Raw genomic sequence first — 17,343 nt, forward strand, 5'->3', positions numbered from 1 at the left:
GCGGGGTGACCGACACCGAGCAGGCCCCGTTCGCGTTCCACCGAGCCCGGCACGACCGCACCGGCAACCGCCGGCGGCTCGAGGAGTGGCGTGACGACGAGGGGCTGCAGGTCATGGTGCTCGGCGGCGAGCACGTCGCCACCGTCGACGGTCCCGCGGTGCGTTGGACGGCCCGCGACGAGGCACCCGAGGGGGAGTGGCTGCTGCTCGGCGAGCAGCACGGCCGCACCTACGCCGCCGTGGTGGTCGAGCGGGTGCCCGACGAGCTGCAGCCGGTGAGCGTGCGCACCCTGGCGCCCCTGCTCGACCCCGACGAGCTGTCGCTGGCCATCCACGCCGTCGCGATGTCGCGCTGGCTGGCGTCCACGCCGTTCTGCCCACGCTGCGGCGGACGCACCGAGATCCGCCAGGGCGGCCACGTGCGGCACTGCCCCGAGTGCGGCAAGGACCACTTCCCGCGCACCGACCCCGCCGTCATCATGCTGATCACCGACGCGGACGACCGCGCGCTGCTGGCCCGCAACCCGTCCTGGCCCGAGGGACGCTTCTCGACCCTGGCCGGCTTCGTCGAGCCCGGGGAGGCGCTCGAGGACGCGGTGCGCCGCGAGGTGAGCGAGGAGGTCGGCGTCGAGGTGGGCGAGGTGCGCTACGGCGCCAGCCAGCCGTGGCCGTTCCCGGCCAGCCTCATGGTCGGCTTCTTCGGCCGGGCGACGACGACCGACATCCAGGTCGACCACGACGAGATCGCGCAGGCGACCTGGGTGACCCGCGAGGAGCTGGCGCGCTGGGGCGAGTCCGGCGAGCTGGTGCTGCCGCCGCCGCACGTCTCGATCTCGCGCTGGCTCATCGAGTCCTGGTACGGCGGACCGATCCCCGGCTCCTGGTAGGGGGTCACCGTCGCGCTGAGTGTGACGTTTCGGGGGTGAAAAGGGCCTGAACAGCCCCGAAACGTCACACTCAGCGCGGACGCGGTCAGCTCAGCGAGGCGAGCTGGGCCTTGACCTGGGCGACCGACGGGTTGGTCAGCGCGCTGCCGTCGGAGAAGACGAGCGTGGGGACGGTCTGGTTGCCGTTGTTGGCCTGCTCGACGAGCTTGGCCGCCTCGGGCTGCTGCTCGATGTCGACCTCGACGAACTCGACGATGCCCTCGCGCTCGAGCTGGTTCTTCAGCCGGTGGCAGTAGCCGCACCAGGGAGTCGAGTAGAGGGTGAACTGGGCCGACATGTCTGTCTCCTGAGCCGTCTAGGGTGGGTCGTGGTCGTGCGACAGGCACAACGCCGGCGTCCGCCGGGCTGTTCCCCCTCGACCGTAGCCCCCGACCTCGAAGGAGTCCCGTGCCCGACCCCAGCGACCTGCTCGCCGCCCTCGATCCCGAGCAGCGTCAGGTCGCCCAGACGATCCGCGGTCCGCTCGTGGTCGTGGCGGGCGCCGGCACCGGCAAGACCCGCGCCATCACGCACCGCATCGCGTACGGCGTGGCGACGAACGTCTACCAGCCCACCGAGGTGCTGGCCGTCTCGTTCACCACCCGCGCGGCCGGCGAGATGCGCGCACGGCTCCAGCAGCTGGGCGCGGGCGGCGTCCAGGCCCGCACCTTCCACTCCGCCGCGCTGCGCCAGGCCCGCTTCTTCTGGCCCCAGGTCTACGGCGGCGAGCTCCCCGAGGTCACCGGCTCCAAGATCCCGCTCGTCGTCGAGGCCACCCGCAAGGTCGGGCTGCGCCCCGACCAGTCGGTGCTGCGCGATCTGGCCAGCGCCATCGAGTGGGCCAAGGTCAGCAACGTCCGCCCGGCCCAGTACGCGGGCAAGGCCAAGGACGCCCGGCGCGAGGTCGGCGACCTGCAGCCGTCCCAGGTCGGCGAGGTCTACGCCGCGTACGAGGAGGTCAAGCGCGGCCACCACCGCATCGACATGGAGGACATCCTCCTGGTCACCGCGGCCATGCTCACCGAGGACGAGCGGGTCGCCGCCCAGGTGCGCAGCCAGTACCGCTGGTTCGTCGTCGACGAGTTCCAGGACGTGAACCCGCTCCAGGCCACGCTGCTCGACCTGTGGCTCGGCGGACGCGACGAGCTGTGCGTCGTCGGCGACCCGCGGCAGACCATCTACTCGTTCGCGGGCGCGAAGGCCGAGTACCTGACCGGCTTCACCCGCCGCTACGAGGACGCCCAGCGCGTCGACCTGGTGCGCAACTACCGCTCGACGCCGCAGGTCGTGGCCGCCGCCAACGCGGTCTTCGACCGGCGCACGTTCGGCGTCACGCTCGAGGCACAGCGATCGGCCGGCGATCCGGTCACCTACCGCGGCTTCGGCGACGAGCCGGCCGAGGCGGCCTACGTGGCCGGCGAGGTCCGCCGGCTGCACGACCGCGGCCTGCCCTACCGCGACATGGCGGTGTTGTTCCGCATCAACGCCCAGTCCGAGGCGTACGAGGAGGCGCTGGGCGCGCAGGGCATCCCGTACGTGCTGCGCGGCGTCGAGCGGTTCTTCGAGCGCGGCGAGGTGCGTCAGGCGGTCACGCTGCTGCGCGCGGCGGCGGTGTCGGAGACCGAGGCCAGCGGCGACCTGGCCGGCCAGGTGCGCGACGTGCTGTCCGGCCTGGGCTACACGGCCGACCCGCCGGCGGCGAGCGGCGCCGTACGTGACCGCTGGGAGTCGCTGCACGCGCTCGTCTCGATGGCCACCGACCTGGGCGGCAACGCCAGCCTGGCCGACCTCGTGAACGACCTCGAGCGGCGTGCGGCCACGGCCAACGCGCCGACCGCCGACGGCGTCACGCTGGCCACGATGCACTCGGCCAAGGGCCTGGAGTGGGAGGCCGTGTTCTGCGTCGGCATGCAGGAGGGCACCGTCCCGCTCGTCCACGCCACCACCGAGGCCGAGATCGAGGAGGAGCGCCGGCTGTTCTACGTGGGCATCACCCGCGCTCGCTCGTTCCTGACCATCTCGTGGGCCGCGGCCCGCCAGGCCGGCGGACGCGGCAACCGCCAGCCCACGCGCTTCCTCGACCGGCTCCTGCCGGCCGACCACGCCGCCCGCAGCCAGGGACGTCCGCAGCCCAAGGCGAAGAAGGTGCGCCTGGTCGCGCGGCCGGACGACTTCGACGAGGCCCTGTTCGAGAAGCTGCGGGCCTGGCGCACCGAGCAGGCCCAGGAGCAGAGCGTCCCGGCCTACGTCATCTTCAACGACCAGACGCTCGAGCAGCTGACCATCCTCAAGCCCTCGGACGTCCGCGAGCTGGTGAAGGTCAAGGGCATCGGTCAGGCCAAGCTCGACCAGTACGGCGAGGACGTCCTGCGGGTCATCGGCGGCGAGTAGGGGCGTCGAGCAGCCCCGTCGACAGGCTCAGGGACTAGACCGCTGGCTGAGCCTGTCGAAGCCGGCTCAGGGACCGGCGGTCTCGGCGAAGCCGGGCACCGACTCCTCGACGATGCCGCGCGCCGGCACGGTGGCGCCGAGCTGGCACAGCACGCCGATGCCGCCGGCCCACACCCGGTGGATCAGCAGGTACTCCGGTGGCAGGTTGATCTTGGACGCGATGACGGCGCTGGACGGCTGGCTGAGCCGAGCGGCCTGGCCGCGCAGCCACTCGCGGTCGAAGGCGAACGTCTCGTGCCGCACCGGCTCCAGGAACGGGTCGAGGTACTCGCCGAGCTGCTCGGCGTCCACGACGACCCCGACGCGCACGAAGCCCTCGGCTCGCAGACCCTCGAGCACCGCGGCCCGGTCGCCGGTCAGGGCGGTGCCCAGCAGGCGGCCCATCGACGGCGGCAGGCCCTCGGGCAGCCGGGCGACGGCGCCGAAGTCGACGACTCCGAGGCGTCCGTCGGGCATGATCCGGAAGTTGCCCGGGTGCGGGTCGGCGTGCAGCATCCCGACGCGCTCGGGGCCGGCGAGCAGGAAGCGGATGAACGCCTCGCCGTATCGGTCGCGCTCCTCGGGGGTGCCCGAGACGATCACCTCGGCCAGGGACGACGAGGACTCCAGCCACTCGCTCACGAGCAGCGCGTCGGTGTGGTGGACGACGTTCGGCACGACGACCTCTTGGTCGTCGGTCAGCTCGTCGGCGAACGCCTGCTGGGCGGCGGCCTCGAGCCCGTAGTCGAGCTCCTCGGCGACCCGCTCCTGCAGCTCGGTGACGAGCGCGCGGACGTCCATGCCGGGCATGAGGACGCCGAACAGCCGGGCGATGCGGGCGATCTGGCGCAGGTCCGAGCGCAGTGCCTTGCCCGCACCGGGGTACTGGATCTTGACCGCGACCTCGCGCCCGTCGTGCCACGTGCCGCGGTGCACCTGGCCGATCGAGGCCGACGCGGCCGGTCGGTCGTCGAATGTCGTCAGCAGGTCGCGCCAGTCCGGGCCCAGCTGCTCGGCCAGCACGCGGTGCACGGTCGAGGTCGGCATTGGCGGCGCAGCGTCCTGCAGCTTGGTGAGGGTCTCGCGGTACGGCCCGGCGATCTCGGGCGGCAGCGCGGCCTCGAAGATGCTCATCGCCTGGCCGAGCTTCATCGCGCCGCCCTTGAGCTCGCCGAGCACGCGGAAGATCTGGTCGGCGGTGCGCTGCTGCACCTCGGTGGCGACGTAGCCGGCCGGCGCGCCGACCAGACGCTTGCCCAGGCCCCAGGTGGTACGACCGGCGAACCCCACGGGCAGAGCGGCGAGCCGCGCCCCGCGGGACAGGGCGTTGCCGCGGATGCCGCGGTCCTCGTCGTCCTTGGCCACGTGGTCATCGTAGGGGCGCGCGCCCAGAGCGGCCCGTCGTCAGGCGACGAGCAGCAGCTCGCACCCGCAGGCGGGGTGGAAGCCGATCGGCCAGGTGTCGGCGTCAAACGGCCCCGGCCCGACGGCCACGCAGTGGCTCGCGCCGGCGTCCTGCCCGCGGGCGTAGGCGTCGACCTCGGCCAGCACGTGCAGCGCGGCGGCGTGGACGGTGGCGACTGGGAGCGCCGGCGGCACGACCAGCGTGCCGGGGGAGCCGAGCTGGGTGAGCAGCGCCGGCCAGCCGCGGTCCCAGTCGGTGCGGTGCAGGTCGTGGCAGTGGATGCACGGGGTCAGGCCGGGACGCACGAGCGGCCCGATGCGGACGCGCTCGTCCTCGACCACGACGCGCAGGTGGTCGTCGCGCGCCTCCTGGGCGGCCCGGAACAGCGCGCGCGGCGGCTCGCCCGCGGCCAGGACGACGGTGAGGTCGGCCGCCGCGCCCCGGCGGACGACCCGGTGCCCGGACTCGGTCAGCAGCGCCGCGACGGCGTCGGCGAGGGGAGCGGTGGCGTGGTCGTGGTCGAGCAGGACGCTCGTGACCGGCCGAGCCGGCCGAGGGATGCCCGCCAGCACCAGCCCGGCGACGCGCAGGTCGGTGGCCACGGCCTCCACGTCGCCGGCGAACCCCACGTCGTCCGCGTGCCGCCGCAGCCGGGCGAGGTCGGCGGTGCCGTCGAAGCGGCGCAGCAGGGCGAGCAGCCCGGGCTCGTCACGCACGACGACGCCGGGGGAGGTGCCGAGCTGGAGGTGGCCGGCGTCGCGCCGCAGGAGCAGCAGGCCGGGTCGGAGGCAGGGTCGGAACGCCATGCCCCACCCTCGCCCCGGGCGGCGGGGACGGGCCGGCGTCCGTCCACAGCACGACGCGCCCCGCCGGGAGGCCGGGGCGCGTCGTCGGGCTGGGTCAGGCCTTGCCGAGGATGCGGTTGAGCTTGGTGCCGCAGACCGGGCACGTGCCCTTGGCCATCTTGGTGCCCTTCTCGCTCACCTGGACCTCGCCGGTGGCCTCGCGCTTCTCCTTGCACTTGACGCAGTAGAACTCGCCGGTCCACGAATCAGCCATGTCGCGCTCCTGTCCGCCGCGGCGTCGGTGTGACGCCGGTCACAGCCACCGTACGGCCCGGCGGGGGCGCTCGCCCGTCAGCGCCGCGGCGCGTCCTGACTTGTCCACCGATTGTGGAAAAGGCTGGGGACGACGTGTGTGGACACGCCGACGGCCTGTGGAACGCGCCCGGCGCGTCGTGGACAGCCGGGCGTGTCCCTGAACCCCCGCTGGAGGGTTGGCCGTCGTCGCTGGGAGTGACGTTGTGGACGCGACACGCCGCGCCAGGCGTGCACAACGTCCCGTCCAGCGCGGCGGCGGACGCTGTCGGGTGGCGGGGCTACGCTCACGGCGTGCCCGAGGTCGAGATCCGTCGCAGCGCGCGTCGCACGCGCACGGTGTCGCTGCGCCGCGAGGGAGACCAGCTGGTGGCGCTCGTGCCGCAGCACGTCACCGACAAGCAGCTCGAGCCGATCGTCGCCCGTCTGCTCGCGCGCATCGAGAAGCGCGAGGCCCGGCGACGTCCCGGCGACGACGAGCTCGAGACCCGCGCCCGCGAGCTGTCACGGCGCCACGTGGCCGGCGCGCCGATGCCGACGTCCGTGCGCTGGGTCTCGAACATGACGACGCGCTGGGGCTCGTGCAGCGCTGCGGACGGCGCGATCCGGCTCTCGGACAAGCTGCAGGGCATGCCGCCGTGGGTGGTCGACTACGTGCTCGTCCACGAGCTCGCGCACCTGGTCGAGCCGAACCACTCCGACCGGTTCTGGACGATCGTCAGCGCGTACCCGCGGACGGAGCGGGCTCGGGGGTTCCTCGAAGGCGTCGAGCACTCAGCTCCACCAGCGTCCTGACGCTGTCGTCCACGCCCTCGGGCAGGGCGTCGACCGCGAACCACTGCAGGTCGCTCGACTCGTCGCTGATCACCTCGACCGCCCCCTCGGGCGCGACGGCCACGTACTGCACGTCGAGGTGGTGGGCCGGACGCACTGGGCCGCACGGCACCTCGTGGCGCGACAGCACGACCGGGTCGGGGTCGACGACGAGCCCGTCGATGCCGGACTCCTCGGTGGCCTCGCGCAGCGCGGCCTCGGCCAGCGTGACGTCGTCGCTCTCGCAGTGCCCACCGGTCTGCAGCCAGCGCTGCAGGCGACGGTGCAGCGTCAGCAGCACGCGCTCGTGCGCGGCGTCGACCACCAGGGCGGACGCCGTGAGGTGGTCGGGGTGGCAGGCGCGCTCCATGGCGTCCGGGCGTGTGGCGAGGTGGGCCAGGTAGTCACGCCGCAGCTCGTCCTGGACGGCGTCGGGCGCCGTCCAGGCCTGGAGCACCCGGACGGCGTCGTCGTGCAGCGTCACCGCGGCTGGTCGTCGTCGCCGGAGGGACGGTCGTCGCCCTCGTCGAGCAGCCGGCCGAGCGCCTCGTCGAACTGCGCGTCGAACTGGGCGCTGGGCCCGTCGGACGGACGGTTCTCGCCGGCGGCGAAGCCGATCGGGTCGTCGAGGTCGTCGACCGTCGGCAGCAGGTCGGGGTGCGACCACACGGCGTCGCGGGCCTCGGGCCCCTGAGCGTCGCGCAGCGCGGCCCACAGGTTGGCCGCGTCGCGCAGGCGGCGCGGGCGCAGCTCGAGCCCGACGAGGGTGGCGAAGGTCTGCTCGGCCGGACCGCCCTCGGCGCGACGCCGGCGCATGGCCTCGGCGAGCGGCACGGCGGCGGGCATGCGGTCCTTGGTGGCCTGGGTGACGACCTCGTCGACCCAGCCCTCGACCAGCGCGAGCATGGTCTCGAGCCGCTGGAGCGCCTGCTCCTGCTGCGGGGTGCGGGCGGGCTCGAACAGGCCGCCCTGCAGCGCCTCGGCGATCTCGTCCGGACGCGAGGGGTCGAGCGAGCCGAGCTGGCTCTCGATGGCCGACACGTCGATGGTCACGCCGCGGCCGAAGTCCTCGACCGCGCCGACGAGCCGGGCGGCGAGCCACGGCGCGTGCGCGAACAGGCGCTGGTGCGCGGCCTCGCGCAGGACGACGTACAGCAGCACGTCCGCCTCGCTGTGCTCCAGGCCCTCACCGAAGGCGCGGACGTTGGCAGGCAGCACGGCGGCAGTGCGCTCGGGGCCGAGCGGCAGGCCGACGTCCGTGGACGACAGCACCTCCCCGGCGAGCGTGCCGAGCGCCTGCCCGACCTGCTGGCCGAACATGGCGCCGCCGGCCTGGCTGAGCATGCCGACGAGCGGGCCGGCCATGGCGCGGGCCTCGGCCGGGAGCGCGTCGCCCATCGCCTCGACGACGTGCTCGGCGATCGGCTCGACCAGCTGGTGCCAGGTGCCGGACGTCTGCTCGACCCACTCGGCCTTGCTCCAGGCGACGGCGCGCGTGGCGCCGGCGGGCAGGTCGGTGGCGCTGTCGAGCCACATCTCGGCCAGGCGCAGGGCGTCGTCGACGGCGCTGCGCTCGCCGGCGTGCGGCGAGGGGTCGGGGCCGGCGGCGGCGAGCACGTGGCGCGCGACGTCCTTGGCCATGTCGAAGTTCACGTGGCCCTCGTGCGGGGCGAACATGCGCTGCACCTGGTTCATGAGCGCCTGGAAGTCGGGCGTGCCCCCGCCGCCGGTGAACGCCGTGAAGAACTGCTCCATCGGCGTGCCCTTGAACGGGTTGTCGTCGCGGTCCGGGTCGTGGGGGTCGGCCATGGGTCAACGCTACCCGTCCGCGCCCCGCCACCCCAGGCCGACGAGCCGCGGTTCGTCCAGGGCGAACACCCGGCGGCTTCGACAGGCTCAGCCAGCGGACCGCTCCTTGAGCTTGTCGAAAGGAGCCCTCGCCCTAGGCTGGCCGGGTGGAACCCCTGGTGGACGTCCGAGAGACGCCGTTGAGCCTCGACGAGGTGTACGACGCGGTCACCGACCCGACGGCCGGCGGCATCGTGCTGTTCGTCGGCACGGTGCGCGACCACGACGGTGGCAAGGGCGTCACGGCGCTCGGCTACGAGTCGCACCCGACCGCCGTGGCCCGGCTGCGCGCCGTCGTCGACGAGGTGGCCCGCGAGCCCGGCGTCGTCCGACTCGCCGCCGTCCACCGCACCGGCGAGCTGCGCATCGGCGACCGCGCCGTGGTCGTGGCCGTCTCCGCCGCGCACCGCGCCGAGGCGTTCGCCGCCTGCCGGCTGCTGATCGACCGGCTCAAGGACGAGGTGCCCATCTGGAAGCACCAGGAGTTCGTCGACGGCGAGGCCGTCTGGGTCTGAGGTTGCCCCGTCCCCCTAGGGTGTGGGCGTGAGCGCGCACGAGCAGGAGCCCGAGCGTCCCGTCACGTGGAGCCGTCGCAGCCGCACGCTCACGATCGGTGGGGTGGCCCTCGTGGTGCTGACCTGCCTGGCCGCGTTCGTGCCCGTCCCGTACGCCACGATGCGCCCCGGACCCGTCTTCAACACCCTCGGTGAGTTCGACGGACGTCCGCTCATCGAGTTCGGCGACGGCGTCAAGACGTACGCCGACCCGGACGGCTCGCTGAACTTCACCACCGTCTCGGTCTCGCGCGCGTCCTCGAACGTCTCGCTCGTGGACGCGGTGAAGACCGCCCTGACGCCGGACGCCGAGGTCGTCCCGCGCGACCTGCTGTACCCCGAGGGGACGACGCAGGAGCAGTCGACGCAGGAGTCCGCTGCCCAGCTGGCCGGCTCGAAGAGCACGTCCGCCGTCGCCGCGCTGCGCGCGCTGGGCAAGCAGGTGACGACCCGGGTGCTCGTCGCCTCGGTGGTCGACGGGGGCCCGGCCGAGGGCGTGCTCGAGGCGGACGACCTGGTGCGCCGCATCGACGGGGTCGACGTGGCCACGCCCCAGGAGGCGGTCGACCAGATCGGCAAGGCCAAGCCCGGTGACGCGGTGACGCTCGACGTCGAGCGCGCCGGCAAGGACCAGCAGGTCAAGGTCACGACCGTGCCGGCCGAGGACGACCCCGACCGGGCGCTCGTCGGCGTCACGCTCGGCGCCGACTACGACCTGCCGGTCGACGTCACCAACAACGTCGGCGAGGCGATCGGCGGCCCCAGCGCCGGCACGATGTTCGCCCTCGCCATCTACGACAAGCTCACGCCGGGCTCGCTCACCGCGGGCCGCGATATCGCCGGCACCGGCACGATCGACGCCGACGGCGTGGTCGGCCCGATCGGCGGCGTCAAGCAGAAGATCGCCGGCGCGGACACCGCCGGGGCCGAGGTCTTCCTCGTCCCGGCCGCGAACTGCGCCGAGGCGGCCGAGTCCGACCACGACCTGACGCTCGTCAAGGTCGAGAAGCTCACCGGTGCCATCGACGCCCTCGAGGCGCTGGCGAAGGACCCCAAGGCGGAGGTGCCCACGTGCGAGTAGAGGACCTGGCGAACCTGGCTCCGGACTCCGACGTCCGGCAGGCGGCGCTCGAGGTGGAGCGGCACGTCGCCGCCGAGGGGTGGGACCAGGTGCCGCGGCTGTTCGCCCTCGTGCGCACGGCCGCGCTCGTCGCCCAGCAGCCCGAGCTCGCCGGCCAGCTCGGCGACGCGGTCTACACGCCCGTCGAGCAGGACGGCCTGCCCGACCAGGGCTCGCTGGAGGAGTCGCTCGACGCGATCGCCTGGCCGCCGGCTGTGGACGGCTGCGCCGTGGTGGTCGAGCGCATCATGCTGCCGCCCGAGGCCGAGCAGGACGTCCCCGAAGATCCCGCCGCGCTCGAGGCCTACGTGGCCGCCCACCCGGACCGCCGCGACGTGCGCATCGTGGCCGCCGTGACCCGCGACGGCCAGTCGCACACCGGCGTCCGCGGACGTCCGCCGGCCGACGACGAGCTGCTCGAAGCCCCCGACCTCGTGCCCAACCTGACCCGTGCCCTTCGGGACACGCTGGCAGACTAGGTACTGCGTGACCCCTGACCCAGGAGAACTGTGAGCAATCCGTTCGGCACCCCTCGTCAACAGCCACGCGCACCGCGTCCCGGCAACAGCCGCCGCGTGCTCGTCCCGACCCTGATCACGCTCGCCGCGCTGCTCATCCTGGGCTCGGTCTTCACCAGCGTCTGGACCGACCGCCTGTGGTTCAAGTCCGTCGGCTACTCCGACGTCTTCCAGACGGTGCTCGGCACCCGCGTGCTGCTGTTCGCGGTGCTCGGCCTGCTGTTCGGCCTGTTCGTGCTGGCCAACGTCGTGCTGGCCTACCGCACGCGTCCGGAGTTCGTCAGCGTCCGTCGTGACGACCCGGCCACCCGCTACCGCGCCGCGCTCACCCCGATCCTCAAGCCCGTGCTCGCGGTGCTCACCGTCGTCCTGGTCGCCTTCGCCGGCTCGGTCGCGGCGGGTCAGTGGGACACGTTCCAGATGTGGCGCAACGGCGGCTCGTTCGGCCAGAAGGACGCCCAGTTCAACAAGGACATCGGGTTCTACGTCTTCGACTACCCGTGGTTCCGCTTCCTGCTGAGCTACGCGTTCGCGCTGATCGTGGTCACCGTGCTGCTGGTCGCGTTCGTCCACTACGTCTACGGCGGCATCAAGCTGGCCGGCAAGGGCACGCGCTTCTCGCGCGCCGCCCAGGTGCACCTGGCCGTGCTGTTCGGCCTCGGCGTCCTGCTGCGCGCGGGCTCGTACTACCTGGACCGCTACGACCTGGTGATCAACGGCTCGGGCTACGTCGACGGCGCCGGCTACACCGACGTCCACGCGCGCATCCCCAGCAAGAACATCCTCATCGCCGTCGCGATCGTCTGCGCGATCCTGTTCTTCGCCACCATTGTCATCCGCTCGTGGACGCTGCCCGTCCTGAGCCTGGGCCTCCTGCTGGTCACGTCGATCCTCATCGGCGGCATCTGGCCGGCGATCATGCAGTCCTTCCAGGTGCGCCCGTCGCAGCCGGACAAGGAGGGGCCGTACATCGAACGCAACATCGAGGCGACGAGAGACGCCTACGACGTGGCCGACACCGAGGTCACGAACTACACGGCCAAGACCGACCTGTCGGCGCAGGAGCTCACCCAGACGGCCGAGTCGCGCACGTCCGCGCGCCTCATCGACCCGACCCTGGTGTCGCCGGCGTTCGAGCAGCTGCAGCAGGTGCGTGGCTACTACACGATGCCCGACACGCTGGACGTCGACCGCTACAAGCTCGGTGACGACCAGACCGCGAGCGACGTCATCATCGCCGCCCGCGAGGTCGACCTGAACGGTCTGCAGGACACCCAGCGCAACTGGGCCAACGACCACACCGTCTACACGCACGGCTACGGCGTCGTGGCGGCGCGCGGCAACCAGCGCGGCCCGAACGGCGAGCCGGTCTGGGTGGAGAAGGACATCCCGTCCTCGGGCGAGTTCGACATCCAGCAGCCGCGCATCTACTTCGGCGAGAACTCGCCGTCGTACTCGATCGTCGGGCGTCCCGAGGGCGCGAACCCGATCGAGGTCGACATCCCGCGCGGTGGCGGCGGCGAGCAGGCCGAGGGCGAGGAGAACGTCACGGCCAACGAGTACGACGGCAAGGACGGCGTCAGCGTCGGCAACCTGTTCAACAAGGTGCTGTACGCGTTCAAGTTCGGCGAGCCCAACCTCGTCCTGTCCAGCCGCGTCAACGAGAACTCCAAGATCCTCTACGACCGCAACCCGCGCGACCGTGTCGCGAAGGTGGCGCCGTGGCTGACCGCCGACGGCGACGCCTACCCGGCGGTCGTCGACGGGCGCATCGTGTGGGTGGTGGACGCGTACACGACGTCCAACCAGTACCCGTACAGCCAGCACCGCTCGCTGGAGGAGGCGACCACCGACTCGCTGACCCAGCGCGGCGCGCAGGCGGTGCTGCCGACCGACGAGATCAACTACATGCGCAACTCGGTCAAGGCGGTCGTCGACGCCTACGACGGCACCGTCGACCTGTACGCGTGGGACGACAAGGACCCGATCCTCAAGACGTGGATGAAGGTCTTCCCCGACGCGGTGAAGCCGAAGTCGGAGATCTCGCCGGAGCTGCTGGAGCACCTGCGCTACCCGGTCGACCTGTTCAAGGTGCAGCGCGACGTGCTGACGCGCTACCACGTGACCAACCAGTCGACGTTCTACGAGGACGGCGAGCGCTGGAAGACGTCCGAGGACCCGACGAACAAGGTCAGCAAGCAGCCGCCGTACTACCTGACGACGAGCAACCCGAACCAGCCCGACCCGCGGTTCTCGCTCACGTCGGTGTTCCTCCCGAACAACCGGCAGAACCTGGCGGCCTTCGTGTCGGTGAACTCCGAGACCACGGACGCCGAGGACTACGGGAAGATGACGATCCTGCAGCTCCCGAGCGAGACGCAGATTCCGGGTCCGAGCCAGGTGGCGAACGACTTCCAGACCGATCCGGCCGTCACCCAGGCGCTGCTGCCGTTTGAGCAGTCCGAGGAGGCCACGATCCGTCGCGGCAACCTGCTGACGCTTCCGGTCGGCGACGGCCTGCTGTACGTCCAGCCGGTCTACATCCAGCGGTCGAACGCCGAGGGCTCGTACCCGGTGCTGCAGTTCGTGATCGCGTCGTTCGGTGACGGCGTCGGCTTCGGCCAGACGCTGGACCAGGCGCTGCGCGGGGCGCTCGGCCTCGAGGCCAGCGACCCGGGCGACACGAATCCGGACGACGTCCCGGACGGGTCGACCGACGGCGGTGAGACGCCGGCGACGCCGGGCACGCCGCAGTCGGCCAGCCAGCTGCTGGACCGTGCGTCGCAGGAGTACGAGGCCGCGCAGAAGGCGCTGGAGGACGGCGACCTGGCCGAGTACCAGCAGCGCATCGACAACGTCGGACGCCTGGTCGGCCAGGCCCGCGAAGCGGTCGAGGGAAGCTAGCGCTCATGTGGACGAGGGCGGGCGTCGTGGCAGCAGCCACGGCGCTCGCCCTCGGCCTTTCCGCGTGTACCTCGGGGGAGCCGGCCTCGGAACCCAGCCCCACGCTCCCTGAGCCTGTCGAAGGGAGTCCCAGCGCTTCTGCGACGCCGACCCCGACGGCTGAGCCTCCCGCCGACCCCGTCGACACCTCGAACCCCGACATCGCCTCCTACTTCGACAAGCGCTTCACCGGCGGCGACCTGCGCCTCGGACGCGTCCGCGAGCGCCAGCCCACGTACACGTCCCGCAACGTCACGTTCACGAGCGAGGGCCTGACGATCTCGGGCGTCCTCAACGTCCCGCGCGGCCGTGGCCCGTTCCCGGCGGTGGTGCTCGTCCACGGCTACATCCCGCCGGACTCGTACGAGCAGGGCCAGGGCATGACCCGCGAGCGCGGCTACCTGGCCGACAAGGGCTTCATCGCCCTGCATGTGGACCTGCGTAACCACGCGGCGTCCGACGACGACCCGCGGCTCGATCGCGGCTTCCGGCTCGGCTACGCCGCCGACGCGATCAACGCGGTCCACGCCCTGCGCGCGACGACGGACGTCCCGGTCGACGACGACCGCATCGCCCTGGCCGGCCGCTCGATGGGCGGGGGAGTGGTCGTCCAGGCGCTGGAGATGGCGCCGGGCCTCGTCGGCGCCGGCGTGGTGTTCTCGGGCGTCTCCAGCCTCGAGGCGGACAACTGGGCCCAGTACGGTGACGGCGGCTCGGGCTTCTGGAGCGACGCCGAGCGCCGCTGGGGCACCCCGGACGAGAACCCGGAGCCGTACCTGCGCGCGTCCACCCGCCCGCACCTGGGCCGCATCACCGAGCCGCTGCTGATGCACCACGGCACCCTCGACGACCAGACCCCACCCCGCTGGGCCCGCGCGACCGAGCGCGCCGCGAAGCAGGCCGGCGTGGACGTGACCCTGCGCTGGTACGAGGGCGAGGGCCACGCCTTCGGCCCCCAGTTCCCTGCCGCCATGTCCAGAACCGTCCGCTTCCTGACCCGCGAGCTCAACTGACCCGAGGACTCATAATCCCTGGCGCCCGCGCCGTCTCTGAACCTGTCAAAGGGACACCACCACCCGCTCCCCGAGCTTGTCGAGGGGAGATTCGGAACCCCCGGAGCGTCACCGCTCCCGCCCATGTCACCCGCCTCGCACCACCCCGATTTGGGTCTCCGGACACACCCTGCTAACGTTGTCTTCAGCGACGCGGGGTGGAGCAGCTCGGTAGCTCGCTGGGCTCATAACCCAGAGGTCACAGGTTCAAATCCTGTCCCCGCTACCACCACGAAGGCCCTTCCGGAGAGATCCGGAAGGGCCTTCGTCATGTGCTGACTGGAGCAACTTTTCTGTTCCAGGTCCTTTCGTGACCACTTACGTCTCCCTCCGTGTCATCGACATGCTGCGAACGCTGGACACATTCTCGATCGAAGGAGAGAGAACGCCGTCGCCGTCGTCGACGAACTACTCCGGGATGTCTTTGCTGACGACGAGTGGTTTGTCCACGCGGTGAACGGCGGACTGGTCGGGTGGTGGCAACGTGGTGCGTATCTGTCTCTGAGCAATCGGAGCCTGCGCGTTCTGGCGCGCGACGGACACGGCCCACCGGGACTGCTCCGAATCCTTGGATCCGGCGGGACCGAGGCGGTTTGATCCGGCCACTAGGCGCAGCCGAATTGAACGCGGGGGAGCAAGAACCGGCTGACATGCCCGCGAAACGCCACCATCCGGGGGCTGATGTTGCATCCTTAGGTCTGAGGAGGTGGCGATAGTGGTTGCTCAGGGCGCTTCGTTGCGCATTCTGATTGATACCAACATTTTTATCGCTGCTGAAAGCGAAGCAACTAAACTGCACGTCAATGCCGTGAACGCAACGGCGCTCTACCGGTTAGCGACTGAACTCCGGCACACTCTGTGCGTGGGCTCCGGCACTCTAGAAGACATCGCGCGGCACCATGATGAGGCGCACAGGGCGAAGAGGCGCCAGCAACTGCAGCGGTATCATATTTTTGATTCCGTTGATATCCCTCCTGGCCTCCAGGCGAAAGCGGGGTATCCTCCCAGGATAAACGCGCAGAGTAGGGTGGATCTTTCACTATTGCTTCTGCTCGACCGAGGCGCTGCGCAATGGTTGGTGACAGAGGACCAGCGGATCCTCCCCCATGCGAGAGCTCTGCAACTAGAAGACCGCGTCTTTTCTCTGAGTGACTCTTTGGACGTGCTGAGTCGGCAGCGGCATCAGCCCGTAAACGTTCCGGCAGTTACAGAAATTAAAGGTTATCAGCTTGATCGTGATGATCCGATTTTCGACGAATTCGCGGACGAGTATGATATCCGGGCTTGGTTGAAGAACAAGGTGGCGCCCGAAGCCCGAGTTTGTCTAGTCATGCAGGACCCAGGTGAGTCCCTGGACGCCGTGGTGATTTTGAAGGAGGAGACCGAAACCTCGGGGGGTCTGCCCGGTAAGGTGCTTAAGATTTGCACCTTCAAGGTTTCGCCACACGCTCGTGGGGTCAAGCGAGGAGAGTTGCTCCTCTGGGCGGTTTTTGAGCACGCGCGGACTAACGCTTACGACTCCATGTTTATCGAGGTGTTCTCGCGCGAGGTTGCACTTATTGAACTGTTCGAAGCCTTCGGATTTACGAAACTCGATACTACGGATCGAGAGGACGAGTTGGTCCTTGGCAAACGCTTACAGCCCGCGAGTCGACCCGATGGGTTGGATCCTCTGGGGTACGCTATCGAGTTCGGTCCCGGCGCGATCGCGCCGACCCGCTGGTTTATCGTGCCGATTATACCAAAATGGCATCGAAGTCTCTTTCCCGTGGCGGATGACTCCGGACAGTTCGCGCTCTATGACGGAATGACCGACCAGGGCAACGCTATCCGCAAGGCATACGTTTGTCACTCGCCGTCAAAGCAGCTCCGACCCGGTGACACGCTCCTGTTCCTGCGCACGAGACAGAATCAAATGGCGAATGTCATAGGGGTCGTAGAGGAGACGACGCGGTCATCGGACCCGACGCGAGTTCTCGAGTTTACCGGACGTCGAACTGTCTATACCCCGGCCGAGATCGCTGATATGTGTTCAAAGGGCGAAGTGCTCGCCATTCGCTTTCGTCTCGATCGGGTGCTCGACACGCCGATCTCCTCAGATGAGCTCAGGGAGCGAGGAGTGATGGCACGCTCTCCCATGAGTGTTCAACTGGTGTCAGATGAAGGGGCCGTCGAGTGGCTAGAGACACTGATTTCCGTCTAGCTCTGCTGTCCGTCCATCCTGAGTACGCGCGTGCCATCGTCGACGGAACGAAGACTGTTGAGTTCCGGAAACGGCCGCTTGCCGCGGACGTCACTCATGTTGCCGTGTACGCCACTCGACCGGTAGGCCGTGTGATAGCAGTGTTCTCCGTCGAGGAGCAGGTACTCGATGCTCCGAGCCGGCTATGGGAGATGTTCAAACCGGTTGGGGGAATCTCGCACGACAAGTTTTTCGAGTACTACGACGGACATCAGCAGGGCGTGGGCATCAAGGTCGCTGATCTCGTCAGACTGGCCGAGCACGAGTCTCTCGAGGATGCCTTCGGAATCAGTCGGCCTCCGCAGAGCGTCCAGTACTTCGATGCCTCGGATGCGTCAGCCGCTGTCCGGCTCGCGTTTGCTTGACGCGCACGGTATCCGGCATCCAACTCATGA

Annotated in this window: 16 protein-coding genes and 1 tRNA gene; 11 read left to right on the forward strand and 6 right to left on the reverse strand. The window is 70.4% G+C overall.

What is annotated here, in order from left to right:
• Window positions 1-5 precede the first annotated feature (5 nt).
• Window positions 6-887, forward strand: a complete 882-nt coding sequence (gene nudC, locus E0W78_RS09230; protein ID WP_242686293.1) for an NAD(+) diphosphatase — start codon at window positions 6-8, stop codon at window positions 885-887.
• An 85-nt stretch (window positions 888-972) separates the two neighbouring features.
• On the opposite strand, the gene E0W78_RS09235 is transcribed toward nudC, so the two are convergent.
• Window positions 973-1,224 (reverse strand): mycoredoxin, encoded by a 252-nt coding sequence (locus E0W78_RS09235; protein ID WP_019145061.1) that lies wholly within the window; start codon window positions 1,222-1,224, stop codon window positions 973-975.
• 110 nt (window positions 1,225-1,334) lie between these two features.
• On the opposite strand from E0W78_RS09235, the gene E0W78_RS09240 reads away from it, so the two are divergent.
• Window positions 1,335-3,317, forward strand: a complete 1,983-nt coding sequence (locus E0W78_RS09240) for an ATP-dependent DNA helicase UvrD2 (RefSeq protein WP_131403585.1) — start codon at window positions 1,335-1,337, stop codon at window positions 3,315-3,317.
• Between the two features lie 66 nt (window positions 3,318-3,383).
• On the opposite strand, the gene E0W78_RS09245 is transcribed toward E0W78_RS09240, so the two are convergent.
• The 3 genes from E0W78_RS09245 to E0W78_RS16555 all read right to left on the reverse strand — a co-directional run bounded on the left by E0W78_RS09245 (window position 3,384) and on the right by E0W78_RS16555 (window position 5,820).
• Window positions 3,384-4,721: an AarF/ABC1/UbiB kinase family protein gene (locus E0W78_RS09245; RefSeq protein WP_207392699.1), complete on the reverse strand. Its 1,338-nt coding sequence runs from the start codon at window positions 4,719-4,721 to the stop codon at window positions 3,384-3,386.
• A gap of 39 nt (window positions 4,722-4,760) precedes the next feature.
• Window positions 4,761-5,567 (reverse strand): hypothetical protein, encoded by an 807-nt coding sequence (locus E0W78_RS09250; protein WP_131403586.1) that lies wholly within the window; start codon window positions 5,565-5,567, stop codon window positions 4,761-4,763.
• Window positions 5,568-5,661: 94 nt separating this feature from the next.
• The gene (locus E0W78_RS16555) at window positions 5,662-5,820 is read right to left on the reverse strand and encodes a DUF5679 domain-containing protein (protein WP_165570452.1); all 159 of its coding nucleotides are present in this window, start codon (window positions 5,818-5,820) and stop codon (window positions 5,662-5,664) included.
• A 332-nt stretch (window positions 5,821-6,152) separates the two neighbouring features.
• Here E0W78_RS16555 and E0W78_RS09255 point away from each other — a divergent pair, with 332 nt between their 5' ends.
• Entirely contained in the window at window positions 6,153-6,653 is a 501-nt protein-coding gene (locus E0W78_RS09255) for a M48 family metallopeptidase (RefSeq protein ID WP_131403588.1), read from the forward strand.
• On the opposite strand, the gene E0W78_RS09260 is transcribed toward E0W78_RS09255, so the two are convergent.
• Together E0W78_RS09260 and E0W78_RS09265 are read right to left on the reverse strand one after the other, a co-directional pair.
• On the reverse strand, window positions 6,577-7,155 hold the full coding sequence (locus E0W78_RS09260; RefSeq protein WP_131403589.1) for an NUDIX hydrolase: 579 nt from the start codon (window positions 7,153-7,155) through the stop codon (window positions 6,577-6,579). The genes E0W78_RS09255 and E0W78_RS09260 overlap by 77 nt on opposite strands.
• Window positions 7,152-8,480: a zinc-dependent metalloprotease gene (locus tag E0W78_RS09265; RefSeq protein WP_131403591.1), complete on the reverse strand. Its 1,329-nt coding sequence runs from the start codon at window positions 8,478-8,480 to the stop codon at window positions 7,152-7,154. The genes E0W78_RS09260 and E0W78_RS09265 overlap by 4 nt, the downstream gene beginning before the upstream one ends.
• A gap of 146 nt (window positions 8,481-8,626) precedes the next feature.
• Here E0W78_RS09265 and E0W78_RS09270 point away from each other — a divergent pair, with 146 nt between their 5' ends.
• From E0W78_RS09270 to E0W78_RS09305, 8 genes are all read left to right on the forward strand, one after another.
• Window positions 8,627-9,034: a molybdenum cofactor biosynthesis protein MoaE gene (locus E0W78_RS09270; protein ID WP_019145069.1), complete on the forward strand. Its 408-nt coding sequence runs from the start codon at window positions 8,627-8,629 to the stop codon at window positions 9,032-9,034.
• Between the two features lie 28 nt (window positions 9,035-9,062).
• The gene (locus E0W78_RS09275) at window positions 9,063-10,154 is read left to right on the forward strand and encodes a PDZ domain-containing protein (protein ID WP_131403592.1); all 1,092 of its coding nucleotides are present in this window, start codon (window positions 9,063-9,065) and stop codon (window positions 10,152-10,154) included.
• Window positions 10,145-10,672: a PPA1309 family protein gene (locus tag E0W78_RS09280; RefSeq protein WP_207392700.1), complete on the forward strand. Its 528-nt coding sequence runs from the start codon at window positions 10,145-10,147 to the stop codon at window positions 10,670-10,672. The genes E0W78_RS09275 and E0W78_RS09280 overlap by 10 nt, the downstream gene beginning before the upstream one ends.
• A gap of 96 nt (window positions 10,673-10,768) precedes the next feature.
• Window positions 10,769-13,615: a UPF0182 family protein gene (locus E0W78_RS09285; RefSeq protein ID WP_242686294.1), complete on the forward strand. Its 2,847-nt coding sequence runs from the start codon at window positions 10,769-10,771 to the stop codon at window positions 13,613-13,615.
• Between the two features lie 26 nt (window positions 13,616-13,641).
• Complete coding sequence (locus E0W78_RS09290) at window positions 13,642-14,667, forward strand: prolyl oligopeptidase family serine peptidase (RefSeq protein ID WP_207392701.1); 1,026 nt, start codon at window positions 13,642-13,644, stop codon at window positions 14,665-14,667.
• Window positions 14,668-14,858: 191 nt separating this feature from the next.
• Window positions 14,859-14,935: transfer RNA gene (locus E0W78_RS09295), tRNA-Met, on the forward strand.
• A 486-nt stretch (window positions 14,936-15,421) separates the two neighbouring features.
• Window positions 15,422-16,909, forward strand: a complete 1,488-nt coding sequence (locus E0W78_RS09300; protein WP_131403596.1) for a GNAT family N-acetyltransferase — start codon at window positions 15,422-15,424, stop codon at window positions 16,907-16,909.
• The gene (locus E0W78_RS09305; protein ID WP_131403597.1) at window positions 16,882-17,313 is read left to right on the forward strand and encodes an ASCH domain-containing protein; all 432 of its coding nucleotides are present in this window, start codon (window positions 16,882-16,884) and stop codon (window positions 17,311-17,313) included. Before E0W78_RS09300 ends, E0W78_RS09305 begins: the two co-directional genes overlap by 28 nt.
• Window positions 17,314-17,343: the final 30 nt, after the last annotated feature.

This window comes from Aeromicrobium sp. IC_218, from assembly GCF_004336805.1.
Lineage (GTDB): Bacteria > Actinomycetota > Actinomycetes > Propionibacteriales > Nocardioidaceae > Aeromicrobium.